Genomic DNA, 15,888 nt, shown 5'->3' with positions numbered 1-15,888 from the left:
GGAAAGCAAGGCTACCTCGATGGCTCCAGCCTGCCTAGGTTGCCGGGCATGGGAGTGCTGTGGTGCCTGATCTCCGCCGCGGCGTTCGGCCTGTCGCCGATCTTCGCCAAGGAGGCCTACCAGTCCGGCGCGAGCGTGACGGAGCTGCTGACCGGCAGGTTCGTCATCGCCGCCGTCGTGCTGTGGGCCATATGCGCCTGGCGCAGGCCCGCGCTTCCGACGAGAAAGGTGATCGCCACCGCGGTGGGGCTCGGCGCCGTCGGCTACGCCGTCCAGGCGCTGTGCTACTTCGGCGCGGTCGCCAGGATCGACGCCTCGCTGGCCGCGCTGCTCCTCTACACCTTCCCCGCCCTGGTCACCGCCCTGGCCGTGGCGCTGCGCAGGGAGTCGCTCGACCGGCGCAAGCTCGCCGCGCTCGCCTGCTCGGCCGTGGGCCTGGTGCTGCTGCTCGGCCTCGGCGGGGTGGCCGAGGGCGGGACCACCGGCGTGCTGCTCGCGCTCGGCGCGGCCGTCGCCTACTCCCTCTACCTCACCGTCGCCGACGGCCTGCCCGCCGACGTCGACGTCTACCTGCTGTCGGCCATCGTCTGCACGGCCGCCGCCATCACGCTGGGCTTCGCCGGCGGCTTCCAGGTGCCGGCGACCGCCGAGGGCTGGCTGTGGACGGGCCTGCTCGGCCTGGTGTCCACCGTGCTGGCCATGGCGACCCTGTTCGTGGGCGTGCGGATGCTCGGCGCGCCCACCGCGGCGATCCTGTCGTGCGCGGAGCCGGTGGTCACGCTGCTGTCCACGTCCCTCGTGTACGGCGAGATCCTCACGCCGGGCCAGCTCGCGGGCGGCGTCGCGGTCCTGACCGCGGTGCTGGTGCTGCGGCTAGACCTCGACTTTGTACGGCAACGCCAGCTCGTCGGCAGGCACGCCCCTGATGCCCCAGTTCACAGCGGGCATCTCGATGATCGTTAGCTCGATGTCGTCGGTCGTGATCCCGAGGGCCGGAGCCTTCGCGAACACCTCGCGGATCAGCGCCCGCTTGGCCTCGTCGCTGCGCCCGGTGAAACAGACGATCTCCACGATGAGGTAGCCGTCGCCGCGCTGCGGGCAGATCAGGTCGTCGGCGTCGAGCAGCAGGAAACGGTGGAACCTCTTGTCCTCCGGCAGCCCCCACGCCTTCGTGACGCACGCGTGCAGCAGGTCGGAGACCTCCCGCTGCCGCCCCGCCCACACGTCCCGCCGTCCGAAGACCTTCACCTGCGCCATGTCGGGCACTATACAAAAGTGGTACGTATCCTCCTCGCCGATGACGAGGCCATGATCAGGGCCGGGGTCGGCGCGATCCTCAGCGTGGACCCCGCCTTCCAGGTAGTCGCGGAGGCGGGCGACGGCAGGCAGGCCGTCGACCTCGCGATCAGTCACCGGCCCGACGTCGCCCTGCTCGACATCCGCATGCCGAAGCTCGACGGCCTCGCCGCCGCGGCCGAGATCCGCCGGGTGGCCCCCGCCACGGCGGTCATCATGCTCACCACCTTCGGCGAGGACGACTACATCGCCAAGGCGCTCGACGTCGGCGCCAGCGGCTTCCTGCTCAAGGCGGGTGATCCGCGCGAGCTCATCGCGGGCGTCCACGCCGTCGCCGGCGGCGCCGCCTACCTGTCGCCCAAGGTCGCCCACCGGGTCATCACCCAGATCAGCGGCGGCAGGATGGGGCGCGGCGCCCACGCCCGCGACCGGATCGACGTGCTCACCGAACGGGAGAAGGAAGTGCTCGCCCTGGTCGGCGAGGGGCTGTCCAACGCCGAGATCGCCAGGCGGCTGTTCATCGTCGAGGGCACCGTCAAGGCCTACGTCAGCACGATCCTCACCAGGCTGGAGGTCCGCAACAGGGTGCAGGCGGCGATCGTCGCCTACGAAGCGGGCCTCGTGATCGGGGTCACCGGGGACCGATAGCCTGGCCTTGATGTACCGACTCCTGTTCACGCAGGTCTTGCGGCGGTTCGACGCCGAGGCCGTGCACCACGCGACCGTCAGAGCGCTCGCGCTGCTCTCCACGTTGCCGCTGCTGAAGCGGCTGCTCCACCGGCTTCTCGCACCCAGCGATCCCGCGCTGCGGGTGACGGCCTTCGGCGTGCACTTCCCCGGGCCGCTCGGGCTCGCCGCCGGGTTCGACAAGGACGCGGCCTGCGCCGAGGCGCTGTCGGCGTTCGGCTTCGGCCACGTCGAGGTCGGCACGATCACCGCCCACGCCCAGCCCGGCAACCCGCGGCCGCGCCTGTTCCGCGACCTCGGGAAGCACGCCGTGATCAACCGGATGGGGTTCAACAACGCGGGCGCCCACGCGGCGGCCCGCAGGCTCCGCCGTACCAGGGGCGTGCCCGTCGTGGTCGGGGTCAACATCGGCAAGACCAAGGTCGTGCCGGAGTCCGAGGCGGCGGCCGACTACGTCGCCGGCGCCAAGGAGCTCGCGCCGCTGGCCGACTACCTCGTCGTGAACGTCAGCTCGCCCAACACGCCTGGGCTGCGCAACCTGCAGGCCGTCGAGCTGCTGCGGCCGCTGCTCGTGGCTGTCAAGGAGGTCGCCGACGCCACGCCGCGCCGTACGCCGCTGCTGGTGAAGATCGCGCCCGACCTGGCCGACGCCGACGTCGACGCGGTCGCCGACCTCGCGCTGGAGCTGGGGCTCGACGGGATCATCGCGACGAACACCACCATCCAGCACGGCGGGGAGACCGGCGGGCTGTCGGGGCGGCCGCTCAAGGGGCGCTCGCTCGAGGTGCTGCGCCGGCTGCGGGCGCGCGTGGGCGACCGCCTGACGCTGGTGTCCGTGGGCGGCGTCGAGGACGTCGACGACGTGTGGGAACGGCTGCTCGCCGGGGCCACGCTGGTGCAGGGCTACACGGGGATGATCTACGGCGGGCCGCTGTGGGCCTCGCGCATCCACCGGCAGCTCTCGCGCCGCCTGCGCCGCCACCGCACCACGGTCCCCCAGCTGATCGGCCGTACGGCCCGCTGACCCGCGCGCCCCGACGAGCCCTCGGACGGGCTCGCCGGCGGCGGTGCGGTCTCCCCCTTTCGGGGGTGCCGCGACGGATACTGCTGTCGTAGCTTGTGGCAACCAGCGAGAGGAGTTGCCGCCATGGGCGCGACCAGCAACACCGAGATCTATCGCACGGCCCGCGACCTGCTGCTGAACCTGGGCGGGCGGCACGCCGAAGCGGTCGAGCAGTTCGCCTGGCCGCGGTTCGGGGCGACCTTCAACTGGGCGGTCGACTGGTTCGACGCGATCGCCCGCGGCAACGACCAGACGGCGCTGTGGGTGGTGGAGGAGGACGGCTCCGAGGCCCGCTACACCTACGACGAGATGGCGCGGCGATCGGACCAGGTCGCCGCCTTCCTCGCCGGGCAGGGCGTCTCGCGGGGCGACCGGGTGATGCTCATGCTCAACAACCAGGTCGAGCTGTGGGAGTCGATGCTGGCGGTGATGAAGCTGGGCGCGGTCATCCTGCCGGCCACCACCGCGCTGGGCCCGTCGGACCTGGCGGACCGCATCGACAGGGGCGGTGCCCGCTACGTCGTCGCCAACGCCGCCGACACCGCCAAGTTCGACGAGGTGAAGGGCGACTACACCAGGATCTGCGTGGGTGACGCCCCGGAGGGCTGGGCCGCCTACCGCGACGCGTACGCCGCTCCCGTCCCTCCGGCGAAGCACCCCGGAACCGCGCCCGCGGACCCGCTGCTGCTGTACTTCACCTCGGGCACCACCAGCAAGCCCAAGCTGGTCGAGCACACCCAGGTCTCCTATCCCGTCGGACACCTGTCGACGACCTACTGGATCGGCCTGCGACCCGGCGACGTCCACCTGAACATCAGCTCGCCCGGCTGGGCGAAGCACGCGTGGAGCTGCTTCTTCGCGCCGTGGATCGCCCAGGCGACGATCTTCGTCTACAACTACGGCAGGTTCGACCCCGCCGCCCTGCTCGACCAGATCCGGCGGGCCGAGGTGACGACGTTCTGCGCGCCGCCCACCGTCTGGCGGATGCTGATCAAGGCCGACCTGTCGGGCGGCCCCGGGCGGCTGCGCGAGGCGGTGTCGGCCGGCGAGCCGCTGAACCCCGAGGTGATCGAACAGGTCCAGCACCACTGGGGCCTGACCCTGCGCGACGGCTTCGGCCAGACCGAGACCACGCTGTCGGTCGGCAACATTCCCGGCATGCCGGTCAAACCCGGCTCGATGGGGCTGCCGGCGCCGGGCGTGCCGGTGGTGCTGGTCGATCCCATCACGGGCGAGCCCGCCGACGAGGGCGAGATCTGCATCGACCTGAGCCGCAGGCCGGTCTCGCTCATGACCGGCTACCAGGGCGACGAGCGGCGCCACGCCGAGGCCATGGCCGGCGGCTACTACCACACCGGTGACGTGGCCGCCCGCGACGCCGACGGCTACATCTTCTACGTCGGGCGCACCGACGACGTGTTCAAGGCCTCCGACTACAAGATCTCGCCCTTCGAGCTGGAGAGCGTGCTCATCGAGCACCCGGCCGTGGCGGAGGCGGCCGTCGTGCCGTCCCCCGACGAGGTACGGCTGGCGGTGCCCAAGGCGTACGTGGCGCTGGCGCCCGGCTGGGAGCCCGGCAGGGAGACCGCGCTGGCGATCCTGCGCCACGCCAGGGAGAAGCTGCCGCCGTACCAGCGGGTGCGCCGGCTGGAGTTCTTCGAGCTGCCGAAGACGGTGTCGGGGAAGATCCGGCGGGTGGAGCTGCGCGGCCGGGAGGAGCAGGCCGCGTCGGGACAGAGCGCTCTGCCCGAGTGGCGGGACGACCAGTTCCCCGAACTGCGCTCGTGACGCTCGGCGCCGCGGCGGCATGGTGGTCACCGGGGAGGTGAGGGGGGCCGGGAGGCCCCCGAGCGAGCTTGCCCTCAGATGCTGGGCCGGGTCGAGGTGGCCGACTGCGTCTTCTCGTCCAGGCGCTCCATCGCCGACGCCACCTGCACCGTCGCGGGCCGGTGCGGGCGCCCCTTCTGCCACGGGCGCGGCCCCGACAGCGGCCGGTACTCCACGCCGAGCGCGTCGAGCCGCCCCAGGTGCCGCTCCAGCCGTGCCATGAAGTCGGAGCCCGCCTCCCCGCTCCACGCCACCTCGGCCAGCGCGCACGTCCGCGGCCACGCCCGGTAGTCGAGGATCCGGGCGTCGGGGATGCGCTCGCTCCACAGCTGCCCCTGCAGGCCGACCACCCGCTCCCGCTCCTCCGGCGCCCACGAGGACGGCGCGGGCTCGAAGGAGGCGACGTCCGTCACCGTGATCGTGTCGCCGATGGCCATGGGCTCGTCGGAGGACGAGGCCTCGGCGTAGTCGAAGTACAGCGGGAAGACGGGGGTCGCGATCACCGAGTGCCCGGCGGCGGCGGCCCTGCGGCCCACGCCCATGCCGCGCCACGGCATGACCAGCGTGTCCTGGCGGAGCGTGCCGCTGACGAACGCCTCGTCCCACACCACCGCCCGCGCGCCGCGCTCGGCCAGCACGTCGGCCAGTCGCCGCAGGAACCAGGCGTGCAGCGCGCCCACGTCGGCGAGCCCGAGCGACTCCCGGTAGGCGCTGATCTCCGCCGAGGCCTCCCAGTCGTCGAGCACGCACTCGTCGCCGCCGACGTGCACGTACGGCGTCTCGCCCAGCGCCCCCAGCAGCTCGTCGAAGATCGTGGTGAGGAAGTCGACGGTCGCCGGCAGCGGCGACAGGATGGCGGGGGAGATGCCCCACCGGTCGAGCACCTCGAACGGCTCGCCCGTCGCCCCCAGCGCCGGGTAGGCGGCCAGGATGGCGCTCGCGTGGCCGGGCACGTCGATCTCGGGGACCACCACGATCTGGCGCTCCCTGGCGTACTGCGCGATCTCGGCCAGGTCGTCGAGCGTGTAGTAGCCGCCGTGCGGGATCCCGTCGTAGGTCGACTCGTCGCGGAAGTAGTTGGTGGCGGTGCGCGCCCGGTGGGAGGCGACCTCCTGCAGGCGCGGGTAGGCCCTGCTCTCCACCCGCCAGCCCTGGTCGTCGACCAGGTGCAGGTGGAGCCGGTTGAGCTTGTGCACGGCCATCAGATCGATCGCCCGCAGGACCTCCCGCTTGGGCAGGAAGTGCCGCGCCACGTCCAGGTGCAGCCCGCGCCAGCTGTGGGCGGGGGAGTCCTCGACGCGCACGCCCGGCACCACCCACGCCGCGGCCGGTACGGCACTGCGGTAGGTCGCGTCGGGAAGCAACTGGTGCAGCGACTGCGCCGCGTAGAACGCGCCTGCCCCGCCGCCCGCGGTGATCTCGACGCCGCGGGAGCCGACGACCAGGCGGTAGGCCTCCTCGCCGAGCGCGGGGTCCAGCCTGACGTCGACGGCGCCCGTGTCACCGGGGCGCAGGTCGAGGATCGGCAGCGCCCGCCGTACGGCGTCGGCCAGGTCGGCGGGCCCCGAGACGGTGGCCCCGACGGTGAGCTCGTAGGAGCCGGACAGCGCGGACAGAACAGTCGGGCGAGGCAGCAGCGTGTTCATGCCGCAAATGATGTCACTTCAAATAGTTTTGCAAACCGTTCGCCAGGCCCTGCGCGATCTGCTGCCGGAACGCGGGGTCCTGGAACTTGGCGGCCTCGCCCGCGTTGCGCATGTTGCCGGACTCGATGAAGATCTTCGGGACCGTCGACAGGTTGAGCCCGCCGAGGTCGTCGCGGAAGCTGAGCGCCTTCGCCCCGATGTAGGTGGAGTACGGCAGGCCCGTCTCCTTCTTGAACGCGTCACGCACCGCGAGGCCGAGCCGGCGCGAGTCGTCGACGACGGGGTCGACGGGGCCGTTGATCTTCTTGGGCATGATGACGTGGAAGCCGTGGTTGGCCGGGGCGGAGCCGTCGGCGTGCACCGAGATGGCCGCGTCCGCCTTGGCCTTGTTGCCGATGGCGGCCCGTTCGGTGATGCAGGGCCCGACGCTCGTGTTGTTCTTGCGGGTCAGCTTCACGGTGGCGCCCCGCTCTTCGAGGATCTTCACCAGGCGCTGGGAGACGTCCCAGGCGAAGGCGGCCTCGCTGTAGCCGTTGTTGGTGGCGGTGCCCGTGGTGTCGCAGGGCTTCCACTGGGTCAGGACGTTGACCTGGCGGTTGATGGCTTTCGGGTGCTTGGCGTTGCCCCCGTTGTGGCCCGGGTCGACCACGATGACCTTGCCGTCGAGCGGCTTGTCGCGGACGGCCACCGCCGCGGCGGCGGCAGCGGCGGCCGGTCGGGTCTCCACGGGTGCGGCGACTCTCTCACCGCCGGCGTCGCTGCCGCAGGCGGCGGCGGACAGGCCGAGAAGGGCGAGAGTGGAAGCGGCTAGAACACGCATGCGCTCCAAAATACGTGACGCCGCGAGGTCACCAGACGTGTTCGCCGACTTCCTGCCGCTGCAGCAGGGCGGCGAGTTCCCTCGCGTCCTCGGCGTCGAGGCCCAGGACGACGCGTGGGCGGCCCCATGGATGGTCGAGGGAGTGGGCCACGTAACTGGCCACCGACTCGGCCCCGCCGTCCGTTCCCCGCCCGCGTTCCGCGCGCCAGTGCGCCCAGGCGCGCTCGAGCTCGGCCGCCGCGCGCTGGGCGCATGACACAAGTTCTGGATCACGCATGACTGTCCCCCGGGTCAGATACAGCAGTGACCCGTCCGAGTTAACAACCGAGGCGGGAGGGCGCCCCGGTGTTTGACCAATCTTTAGGCGGGGCCTGTGCTCCGCCGTACGATCAGCTCCGGTGTGACCTGACGCAGCCTGGCGACCTTACCGGGATCCTGGATCCGGTCGCTGAGCAGTGCGGCCGCCGATCGGCCCATGGTTCGCCTGGGCTGGTCGACGGAGGTGAGTGAGATGTGGTGGACGGCAGACAGATGGGTGTTGTCGTAACCGACCACGGACAGGTCCTCGGGCACGCGCAGCCCGAGCTCGCTGGCCGCCGACAGCACGCCGAGCGCGACGACGTCGTTGGCGGCGAAGATGGCGGTGGGCCGGGGATCGCGGGTCAGCAGCGCGCGTGCGGTGCGCCTGCCACCCTCCTCGGTGCTTTCACCGTGCTCGACCATGATGTACGGCGCCAGCGCGTGGCGCCGCATCGCGACCAGGTAGCCCTCGCAGCGTGACGAGCGCGTGCCCTCGATGTGCGCGATCCGCTTGTGGCCGAGCTCGACCAGGTGGTCGATGGCCAGGCGGGCGCCGAGCTGGTCGTCGTCGACCACGATGTCGACGTTGTCGAGCTCGATGTCACGTTCCCCTACGACGACCGTGGGAGTGTAGGAGGTCGCCTCGATGAGGGTTTCGCTGGTCGGAGCGATGCCGAGCAGCACCAGTCCGTCCACCCTCAGTTCGAGGAACGCTTCAACGGCTTCGTCCTCGAAGGCCGGGTCCCACTGGCTGTTGCCGATCAGCATCCTGAGACCGTCGCCGTGCAGGCTCTCCTGCAGGCCGTCCAGGAACTCGGCGTAGAAGGGGTTGTGCAGGTCGGCGACGAGCGCGCCGACGAGGTGCGTGCGGCCCTCGACGAGACTGCGCGCCACGGCGTTGGGGCGGTAGCCGAGCTCACGAGCGGCCTGCAGTACGGCTTGCCGGCGATGCTCGCTGACGTGCGGAGATCCGCGAAGCACGAGCGACACCAGCGATTTGGAGACGCCGGCACGTTCGGCGACATTCCGGATGGTGGGTCTAGGGCGGGGCAGCGTGTCCACTGCCCCGACGACGGTTGTGTTGACTGGCGGTCCTGACATGTGTCTCCCCCGCGATGCGTTGGATGGGCACCTGTCTCACCAAACGATCGAGGACGCGGCAGGGTACGGGCCCGAGCGTTATTCGGCATCGGCTCCGCTAGTGTGCAGGTGTGACACCCGGGAAATCCGCAGGCAGCGGCACCCGTCCTGCGCGGCGCAGACTGAGCGTGGACCGGCGCCGCGAAGAGCTCATGGCGGCCGCCCTGGAGCTGTTCAGCAAGCATGATGCCGAGGACGTCTCGATCGACGACGTCGCCTCGGCCGCGGGTGCCTCGCGTGCCCTCGTCTACCACTACTTCGGCGGCAAGCAGGAGCTCTACGTGGCCGCGCTCAGGAGCGCGGCCGAGCAGCTGGAGTCGCGCCTGCGGCCGCAGGACGGCGGCAGGCCGCTGGAGCAGCTGGCCCTCGGGCTGCGGCGCTACTTCGACTTCGTCGAGGAGCACGCCGCGGGGTTCGCGGCGCTGCTGCGCGGCGGGCCCGCCAACCGCGCGGGCGAGGTCGGCGAGATCGTCGACGGCGTACGGCAGCGGCTGTTCCTGATGATCCAGAAGCAGATGCGGGTCGACGAGCCGAGCCCGGTACTGCGCACGACCGTGCGCTCGTGGATCGCCTCCGTGGAGACCGCGGGCCTCGACTGGCTCGAGCATCGCGACATCGACCGTGCCACGCTCGAGAAGATGCTCGTCGACCACATGGTGGCGCTGCTCGGCGTGGCCGCCGTCTACGACCAGGGCGTCGAGCGGTTGCTGCTCGACCTGGCCTGATTCATGGCGGGTCGCATCCACCGTGGCCGACAGGCCGTGGGGGACCGTACCAGGTGGTGGACCTCGCGCACGCTTCCCGCCGTTGAGTGGGGTGGAAGAATGGCGCCGGGCGGGCGGCGCCAACTCCCGTTTGCGTCCCCCGACGCGCTGGGGACTTGACGTCGTCACGCGGGTGGACCGGGCCGTGGACCCAGGCCCACCGTGAACCCCCCTGAGGATCGTGACGACCCCGGACTCACTCCGAACGCTGCTGCGGGATGCCCGCGAGCAGGGCGCGAACCTCGGTCTCCCGGTAACGCCGGTGTCCCCCCAGGGTGCGAATCGACGTCAACTTACCCGCCTTGGCCCACCGCGTGACGGTCTTGGGGTCGACCCTGAACATGGTCGCGACCTCGGCGGGCGTGAGCAGTGGCTCGGCCTCGGGTGTACGAGCTGACATTTGTGCGGCCTCTCCTCCGTGTGGACCGGCTCAGCGATCCTGCGACTGCTTCTGCGCGTGTCACGGATGTCCCTCTATGGCCCAGTGCGTGCGGCTTTTCTGGACCATAGGCGGCATCACCCGAAGTGACCATACCGCCACGTAGAGCGATTGGCGAGCCCTTCTTTGACCCAACTGCCCGCCCCTGTGGCGATGTCACGCTCGGTGATTCTAGCGACACGTTTCGTGGTATCGCAGTGAAAACGGCAAACTACTCAGTTCGCAGAAGCCAGCAGCCGCGACACGTGACCTACTCATGCAGGTCAGACCGTTGTTTTGGGGTTCAGTTGGCAGATTCCAGAAGTTGCATTTGCTTCCACCGCAAGATCACGCGTTGATACATGGCAAAGGCAAGTTCTTCTTGACCCGTGTCCAGACCCGTGAGCGCCGCCGACAGCTCGGCCACCGACTGGTCGGCCTGCAACGCATCGTCGTCCATGAGGTGGACCAGGCCGCCGTAGTCGAGCTCGACCAGCGAGTGGGGATGGAACTCCTCCAGCCACCTGGCGATCTCCTCGACCTCGATGCCGGTGGCCACCTCGCCCACGTGCCTGCGGATGACCTGCAGCGCGCGGGCCGAGCGCCGCCTGGCCTGCGCCATGGAGGTGACGTAGATGAGGTTACGCCCCGTGGTCGTGGTCGTGTCCTGGCCGTTGGCCGGCTTGCCCAGCACCAGCCACCGCTCGTTGCCGTCGAACGGCACGAACCAGGCGGGCGGCACGTTCCACTTCGTCGTCCTGATGTGGGTGCGCAGCGCGGCCGAGCCGCCCTGACGCTTGTACCTGTCGAAGTCGTCGGCCGTCTGCTCGGCGATCGTCTGCGGCACGAAGTTGTCGAGCAGTTTCACCGGAGCGCTCCCGCGAAACTCTGAGAACGCCAGCCACGAGCGCAACCGGCTCTGCCATGGGCAGACATAGAGACGGTCCTCGACACGCCGGAGATAGGCGTTGGGGCTCTCCTGGGCCGGAGCGGGATGGGGAGGCTTGGCGAGCAGCCGTCGGATGGACTCGCCGTGCTCGGCCTCGAGCGCGGTGGCCCTGCGCGGACGGACGCGTGAGTCCGCGTACTCGGCCCAGGCGGCGCGGTCCGGCTCCGGAAACGCGGTCAGCGGCTCGTAGACACGAAGGTAAGCGGCATAGGGCAGCACGGTGGCATCGTGTCACGAAGACAACCCGCTTGCACCGTTGTGGTCGCACCGACCTTCGCGACCTGCCCACTTGCCTCACTCCTGAGGCGACGACATACCTCCACGACCTCTACCCTGAGAGGATCTCCGCCGCGAAGGGGCGGCGGACCGGACAGGGAGTCACTACCGTGACCGACGTCTTCGGGGTGTCCCACAAGGACACGCATGAGCAGGTCGTCTTCTGCGCCGACGAGCAGAGCGGGCTGCGTGCCATCATCGCCATCTACAACACCGCGCTCGGCCCCGCACTCGGGGGCACCAGGTTCTACCCGTACGAGAGCGAGCAGGCCGCGCTGGCCGACGTGCTCAACCTCTCCAAGGGCATGGCCTACAAGAACGCGCTGGCCGGGCTCGACCTCGGTGGCGGCAAGGCCGTCATCATCGGCGACCCCGCCACGATGAAGAGCGAGGCGCTGCTGCGCGCCTACGGCCGTTTCGTCCAGTCGCTGAACGGCCGCTACTACACCGCCTGCGACGTGGGCACCTTCAGCGAGGACATGGACCTCGTGGCCCGCGAGAGCCGCTTCGTCACCGGTCGCACGGTCGCCAACGGCGGCGCGGGCGACTCCTCCATCCTCACCGCGTTCGGCGTCTTCCAGGGCATGCGCGCCTCCGCCTCCTTCCTCTGGGGTACGGCGTCGCTGCGCGGCAAGCGGGTCGGCGTCGAGGGCGTCGGCAAGGTGGGCCACCGCCTCGTCGAGCACCTCGTCGAGGACGGCGCCGAGGTCGTCGTCTGCGACGTCAACGCCGCCGCCGTCGAGCGAGTACGGCAGCGCCACCCCTCGGTCGAGGCCGTGGCCTCCGCCGCCGAGCTGACCGCCGCCGACATCGACGTCTACGCCCCCTGCGCGCTCGGCGGGGCCCTCGACGACCCCACGGTCGCCGGCCTCCGGGCGAAGATCGTGTGCGGTGGCGCGAACAACCAGCTCGCCCACGCGGGAGTGGAGAAGCAGCTCGCCGACCGCGGGATCCTCTACGCCCCCGACTACGTGGTCAACTCCGGCGGCGTCATCCAGGTCGCCGACGAGATCCAGGGCTTCGACATGGAGCGGGCACGGGCCAAGGCGAGCCAGATCTTCGACACCACGCTCAAGATTTTCGGGATCGCCGCCGAGGAAGGCGTGCCACCGGCTGTGGCAGCGGATAGGCTGGCTGAGCGCAGAATGTCGGAAGTCGGGCGAATTCGAGCCATCTGGTTGGGCGGCTGACGTCCCGCGACCATACGACGTACCGAGCTGAGCGCAAAACAGGTACGGTAATAGGCGAACGAGAGACTGGCGCCCGAGTCACGGCGTCAGTATGTGGTGCGTTAGCGACGAGGGGTCGGGGACGACCCCACACGAGGGGGTCGAGCCAATGGGGCGCGGCCGAGCAAAGGCCAAGCAGGTCAAGGTTGCTCGCCAGCTGAAGTACAACAGCGGTGGCACGGATCTTGAGCGTCTTCGCAACGAGCTCGGAGTCTCTGACTCCAACCACAATGACGCCGACGACCTCAACGATGAGCTGGCGGATCGCTATGCCGATTACGCCGACGACTACGGCGACGAAGACGACGACCGGCCGTCCGGGCGTCGATAGCTGACCTGTTGTCAGGATGGGCCCCACGGGCGAACCGCCCGTGGGGCACTTCCGCGTTTCCGCTCGTACCCGGGACTCCTTGAGCGCTGGACGCCGTAGCGCCGGCCCGCCGACCGCGCGCCGCCTGGCTCGCTGCGCCGCCTGTTTGCCGCGCCGCCTGTTTGCCGCGCCGCCTGGCTAGCCGCCCCGCCTGGGGGCTCGGCTTGCCGTCCCGTGTGCCCGGTCGGCGTGGTCAGGGCCGCTTTTCTCGGGTGACCGGCTTCGCTCCTTCCGGCCAGGTGGCCCGCAGGACCCGCCGGGAGCCCCCAGCGGCCCCACCGCCGACCAGGGCCGACGCCGACCGGTAAACCAACCTAGTGCGGTGTCCACTAACGTGCACCAGCTCTGGGCTTCCGGAGCGGCGAAGTTGACGGCCCACGCCGACCCGGTGAAGGTTCGTGGACACCGCACTAGACGTGCCGCGGCCGGGCTCCTTCGGTCAGGAGCCCGGCCGGGGGTGATCGACGTCGCCCGCCGTCCGAGGTGCCGGGCATCGCGGACCGGCGTGGGTCAGCGGTAGCGCGCCTGGCCGGTGCCGTCCGCCACGACCTCGCCGAGCACCCACGCGTCAAGCCCGCGCGCCGCCAGCAGCTTGATCGCCGGGTTGGCCGCCTCGGCCGGGACGATCGCCGCCATGCCGACGCCCAGGTTGAACGTGCGGTCCATCGCCTGCTGCCCGATGCCGCCGTGTCGCGCCAGCACCTCGAACACCGCCGGCACCGTCCACGACGAGCGGTCGAGCAGCGCGTCGAGGTGCCCGGGCAGCGACCTCGACAGGTTGCCCTCGACACCGCCGCCGGTGATGTGCGCGAAGGCGTGCACCTCGACCGTGCGGGCGAGCTCCAGGCAGTCGAGCGCGTAGATCCGCGTCGGCTCCAGCAGTTCCTCGCCGAGCGGGCGGCCGAACTCCGGCACCTCGGTGTCGAGGGACAGCCCTGCCTGCTTGATGACGTGCCGTACCAGCGAATAGCCGTTGGAGTGGACGCCGGACGAGGCCAGGCCCAGCACCACGTCGCCCGCGCGGACGCGGTCGGCGCCGAGCATCGCGTCGGCCTCGACGACGCCGGTGCCGGCGCCCGCCAGGTCGTACTCGTCGGCACCCATCGCGCCGGGGTGCTCGGCCGTCTCGCCGCCGACCAGGGCCGCCCCCGCCAGGCGGCAGCCCTCGGCGACGCCGCCGACGATCTCGGCGATGCGCTCAGGCACCACCTTGCCGCAGGCGATGTAGTCGGTCATGAACAGCGGCTCGGCGCCGCACACCACCAGGTCGTCGAGGACCATGCCGACCAGGTCGATGCCGATCGTGTCGTGCTTGCCGTACTGCTGGGCCAGCATGACCTTGGTGCCGACGCCGTCGGTGGAGGTCGCCAGCAGCGGCCGCCGGTAGCGCAGCAGCGCGGAGGCGTCGAACAGCCCCGCGAACCCGCTGGCGTCGTCCACCACCTCCGGCCGCCGCGAGCGCGCGACCTTGTCCTTCATCAGCTCGACGGCGCGCTCGCCCGCCTCGATGTCGACGCCTGCGGCCTCGTAGGTGCTCACTTGGGCGAACTCTCCAGTACGTACTTGCCGACGTTGTCCTGGTCGATCGGGATCGGGTACGAGCCGTCGAAGCAGGCCCTGCACAGGCGCTCGGCGGGAATCGTGGTCGCCTTGGTGAGGCCCTCGAGCGAGATGTAGCCGAGGGAGTCGGCGCCGAGCGACTGGCGGATCTCCTCGACGCTGAGCGAGCCCGCGATGAGCTCGGCGCGCGTGGCGAAGTCGATGCCGTAGAAGCAGGGCCAGGCGACGGGCGGCGAGGAGATGCGCACGTGCACCTCACGCGCGCCCGCCTCGCGCAGCATGCGGACGATCTGCCGCTGCGTGTTGCCGCGCACGATCGAGTCATCCACGACGACCAGGCGCTTGCCCGCCACGACTTCCCTGAGCGGGTTGAGCTTCAGGCGGATGCCGAGCTGGCGGATGGTCTGCGACGGCTGGATGAAGGTCCGGCCGACGTAGGAGTTCTTCACCAGGCCCTGGCCGTACGGGATGCCGCTCTCCTCGGCGTAGCCGACGGCGGCGGGCGTGCCGGACTCGGGGGTCGGGATGACCAGGTCGGCCTCGACGGGGTGCTCGCGGGCCAGGATGCGGCCCACCTCGACCCTGGTCGTCTGTACGCCACGGCCCGCGATCGTGGTGTCGGGGCGGGCGAGGTAGACGTACTCGAACAGGCAGCCCTTCGGCTCGGCGAGGGCGAACCTGCGCGAACGCACCCCGCCCTCGTCGATCGTCAGCAACTCGCCCGGCTCGACCTCGCGCACGAACGTGGCGCCCACGATGTCGAGGGCGGCGGTCTCGGAGGCCACCACCCAGCCGCGCTCCAGGCGGCCGAGCACCAGCGGGCGGATGCCCTGCGGGTCTCGGGCGGCGTAGAGGGTCTTCTCGTCCATGAAGACCAGCGAGTAGGCGCCCTTGACCTGCGGAAGCAGCTCGGCGGCGGCGTCCTCGATGGAGCGGGTGCGGTCCTGGGCGAGCAGGTTGGTCAGGACCTCGGTGTCGGTGGTCGCCCTGGTCACCCCCGGGGCGAGGCGCTCGGCCAGCTCGGGGGTGTTGATCAGGTTGCCGTTGTGGGCGAGCGCCAGGCCACCCACGTCGGTCGAGCTCAGCGTGGGCTGCGCGTTCTCCCACACGCTCGAACCGGTCGTGGAGTAGCGGCAGTGGCCGACCGCGATATGCCCGCGGAGCGTGCCGAGCACCGACTCGTCGAAGACCTGGGCGACCAGGCCCATGTCCTTGTAGACGAGGATGCGGCTGCCTTCGCTGACCGCGATGCCCGCGGACTCCTGTCCGCGGTGCTGCAACGCGTACAGCCCGTAGTAGGTGAGTTTGGAGACTTCTTCGCCTGGCGCCCAGACGCCGAAGACGCCACAGGCGTCCTTCGGTGCGCGGTCATCGGGGTCCAGGTCGTGGCCCAGTCGGCCGTCGCCCTTCAGCACGTGGTTCAGTTTAGGTCGGCGACAACTCTGCTCGCACACCCGGGGCCCTGATCACATCAGATGGCCGGTTCGTCCCGTGCTGGATCCTTCTCGGATGATCTCGCCGGTGAGGTTGCGATGGGCCGTCT

Annotated in this window: 16 protein-coding genes; 7 read left to right on the top strand and 9 right to left on the bottom strand. The window is 70.6% G+C overall.

Translation table 11 applies throughout. The annotated features are described in order from the left end of the window. The first annotated feature begins 48 nt into the window (after nucleotides 1-48). Nucleotides 49-963 carry a DMT family transporter gene (locus ACWEVS_RS31085; RefSeq protein WP_452413762.1) on the top strand — a complete coding sequence of 305 codons (915 nt, stop codon included), beginning with the start codon at nucleotides 49-51 and terminating at the stop codon, nucleotides 961-963. Here the strand turns inward: ACWEVS_RS31085 and ACWEVS_RS31080 are convergent. Continuing rightward, nucleotides 874-1,257: a tautomerase family protein gene (locus ACWEVS_RS31080; protein ID WP_354919921.1), complete on the bottom strand. Its 384-nt coding sequence runs from the start codon at nucleotides 1,255-1,257 to the stop codon at nucleotides 874-876. The two genes, ACWEVS_RS31085 and ACWEVS_RS31080, sit on opposite strands and share 90 nt — an antisense overlap. Nucleotides 1,258-1,275: 18 nt before the next feature. Here ACWEVS_RS31080 and ACWEVS_RS31075 point away from each other — a divergent pair, with 18 nt between their 5' ends. The 3 genes from ACWEVS_RS31075 to ACWEVS_RS31065 all read left to right on the top strand — a co-directional run bounded on the left by ACWEVS_RS31075 (nucleotide 1,276) and on the right by ACWEVS_RS31065 (nucleotide 4,834). Beyond that, nucleotides 1,276-1,944, top strand: coding sequence for a response regulator transcription factor (locus ACWEVS_RS31075; protein WP_354919923.1), 669 nt, complete (start codon nucleotides 1,276-1,278; stop codon nucleotides 1,942-1,944). Nucleotides 1,945-1,954: 10 nt separating this feature from the next. Continuing rightward, nucleotides 1,955-3,007: a quinone-dependent dihydroorotate dehydrogenase gene (locus ACWEVS_RS31070; RefSeq protein WP_354919926.1), complete on the top strand. Its 1,053-nt coding sequence runs from the start codon at nucleotides 1,955-1,957 to the stop codon at nucleotides 3,005-3,007. Between the two features lie 123 nt (nucleotides 3,008-3,130). Then, nucleotides 3,131-4,834, top strand: coding sequence for an AMP-binding protein (locus ACWEVS_RS31065; protein ID WP_452413764.1), 1,704 nt, complete (start codon nucleotides 3,131-3,133; stop codon nucleotides 4,832-4,834). A gap of 74 nt (nucleotides 4,835-4,908) precedes the next feature. Here the strand turns inward: ACWEVS_RS31065 and ACWEVS_RS31060 are convergent, their stop codons facing one another. The 4 genes from ACWEVS_RS31060 to ACWEVS_RS31045 all read right to left on the bottom strand — a co-directional run bounded on the left by ACWEVS_RS31060 (nucleotide 4,909) and on the right by ACWEVS_RS31045 (nucleotide 8,740). Then, complete coding sequence (locus tag ACWEVS_RS31060) at nucleotides 4,909-6,519, bottom strand: beta-N-acetylhexosaminidase (RefSeq protein WP_452554328.1); 1,611 nt, start codon at nucleotides 6,517-6,519, stop codon at nucleotides 4,909-4,911. A gap of 13 nt (nucleotides 6,520-6,532) precedes the next feature. Further along, nucleotides 6,533-7,339 (bottom strand): N-acetylmuramoyl-L-alanine amidase, encoded by an 807-nt coding sequence (locus ACWEVS_RS31055; RefSeq protein WP_449921534.1) that lies wholly within the window; start codon nucleotides 7,337-7,339, stop codon nucleotides 6,533-6,535. A gap of 28 nt (nucleotides 7,340-7,367) precedes the next feature. Further along, the gene (locus ACWEVS_RS31050) at nucleotides 7,368-7,616 is read right to left on the bottom strand and encodes a hypothetical protein (protein ID WP_354919938.1); all 249 of its coding nucleotides are present in this window, start codon (nucleotides 7,614-7,616) and stop codon (nucleotides 7,368-7,370) included. 83 nt (nucleotides 7,617-7,699) lie between these two features. Continuing rightward, nucleotides 7,700-8,740: a LacI family DNA-binding transcriptional regulator gene (locus ACWEVS_RS31045; protein ID WP_354919941.1), complete on the bottom strand. Its 1,041-nt coding sequence runs from the start codon at nucleotides 8,738-8,740 to the stop codon at nucleotides 7,700-7,702. Between the two features lie 110 nt (nucleotides 8,741-8,850). On the opposite strand from ACWEVS_RS31045, the gene ACWEVS_RS31040 reads away from it, so the two are divergent. Beyond that, a complete protein-coding gene (locus ACWEVS_RS31040) occupies nucleotides 8,851-9,504 on the top strand; it encodes a TetR/AcrR family transcriptional regulator (RefSeq protein WP_354919944.1) in 654 nt (217 codons plus the stop codon). 235 nt (nucleotides 9,505-9,739) lie between these two features. On the opposite strand, the gene bldC is transcribed toward ACWEVS_RS31040, so the two are convergent. Further along, nucleotides 9,740-9,943 (bottom strand): developmental transcriptional regulator BldC, encoded by a 204-nt coding sequence (gene bldC / locus ACWEVS_RS31035; protein ID WP_013133571.1) that lies wholly within the window; start codon nucleotides 9,941-9,943, stop codon nucleotides 9,740-9,742. Nucleotides 9,944-10,265: 322 nt separating this feature from the next. Next, a complete protein-coding gene (locus ACWEVS_RS31030; RefSeq protein ID WP_354919947.1) occupies nucleotides 10,266-11,129 on the bottom strand; it encodes a hypothetical protein in 864 nt (287 codons plus the stop codon). A 167-nt stretch (nucleotides 11,130-11,296) separates the two neighbouring features. Between ACWEVS_RS31030 and ACWEVS_RS31025 the strand changes: the two genes are divergently transcribed. Together ACWEVS_RS31025 and ACWEVS_RS31020 are read left to right on the top strand one after the other, a co-directional pair. Next, nucleotides 11,297-12,376 (top strand): Leu/Phe/Val dehydrogenase, encoded by a 1,080-nt coding sequence (locus ACWEVS_RS31025; RefSeq protein WP_354919950.1) that lies wholly within the window; start codon nucleotides 11,297-11,299, stop codon nucleotides 12,374-12,376. A 148-nt stretch (nucleotides 12,377-12,524) separates the two neighbouring features. Beyond that, nucleotides 12,525-12,746: a DUF3073 domain-containing protein gene (locus tag ACWEVS_RS31020; RefSeq protein ID WP_354919953.1), complete on the top strand. Its 222-nt coding sequence runs from the start codon at nucleotides 12,525-12,527 to the stop codon at nucleotides 12,744-12,746. A 549-nt stretch (nucleotides 12,747-13,295) separates the two neighbouring features. On the opposite strand, the gene purM is transcribed toward ACWEVS_RS31020, so the two are convergent. Continuing rightward, complete coding sequence (purM, locus tag ACWEVS_RS31015; RefSeq protein ID WP_452554327.1) at nucleotides 13,296-14,324, bottom strand: phosphoribosylformylglycinamidine cyclo-ligase; 1,029 nt, start codon at nucleotides 14,322-14,324, stop codon at nucleotides 13,296-13,298. After that, nucleotides 14,321-15,760: an amidophosphoribosyltransferase gene (gene purF, locus ACWEVS_RS31010; protein ID WP_354919959.1), complete on the bottom strand. Its 1,440-nt coding sequence runs from the start codon at nucleotides 15,758-15,760 to the stop codon at nucleotides 14,321-14,323. The genes purM and purF overlap by 4 nt, the downstream gene beginning before the upstream one ends. Between the last annotated feature and the right edge of the window lie 128 nt (nucleotides 15,761-15,888).

It is taken from the genome of Nonomuraea sp. NPDC003754 (genome assembly GCF_053605785.1).
This window is presented reverse-complemented; position numbering and strand designations above follow the sequence as displayed.

Excerpts from the sequence above, each read along its gene's own strand:
- ACWEVS_RS31085 (WP_452413762.1), top strand. The coding sequence starts at position 49 with ATGGGAGTGCTGTGGTGCCTGATCTCCGCCGCGGCGTTCGGCCTGTCG.
- ACWEVS_RS31080 (WP_354919921.1), bottom strand. The coding sequence starts at position 1,257 with ATGGCGCAGGTGAAGGTCTTCGGACGGCGGGACGTGTGGGCGGGGCGG.
- ACWEVS_RS31070 (WP_354919926.1), top strand. The coding sequence starts at position 1,955 with ATGTACCGACTCCTGTTCACGCAGGTCTTGCGGCGGTTCGACGCCGAG.
- ACWEVS_RS31065 (WP_452413764.1), top strand. The coding sequence starts at position 3,131 with ATGGGCGCGACCAGCAACACCGAGATCTATCGCACGGCCCGCGACCTG.
- ACWEVS_RS31060 (WP_452554328.1), bottom strand. The coding sequence starts at position 6,519 with ATGAACACGCTGCTGCCTCGCCCGACTGTTCTGTCCGCGCTGTCCGGC.
- ACWEVS_RS31055 (WP_449921534.1), bottom strand. The coding sequence starts at position 7,339 with ATGCGTGTTCTAGCCGCTTCCACTCTCGCCCTTCTCGGCCTGTCCGCC.
- ACWEVS_RS31050 (WP_354919938.1), bottom strand. The coding sequence starts at position 7,616 with ATGCGTGATCCAGAACTTGTGTCATGCGCCCAGCGCGCGGCGGCCGAG.
- ACWEVS_RS31045 (WP_354919941.1), bottom strand. The coding sequence starts at position 8,740 with ATGTCAGGACCGCCAGTCAACACAACCGTCGTCGGGGCAGTGGACACG.
- bldC (WP_013133571.1), bottom strand. The coding sequence starts at position 9,943 with ATGTCAGCTCGTACACCCGAGGCCGAGCCACTGCTCACGCCCGCCGAG.
- ACWEVS_RS31020 (WP_354919953.1), top strand. The coding sequence starts at position 12,525 with ATGGGGCGCGGCCGAGCAAAGGCCAAGCAGGTCAAGGTTGCTCGCCAG.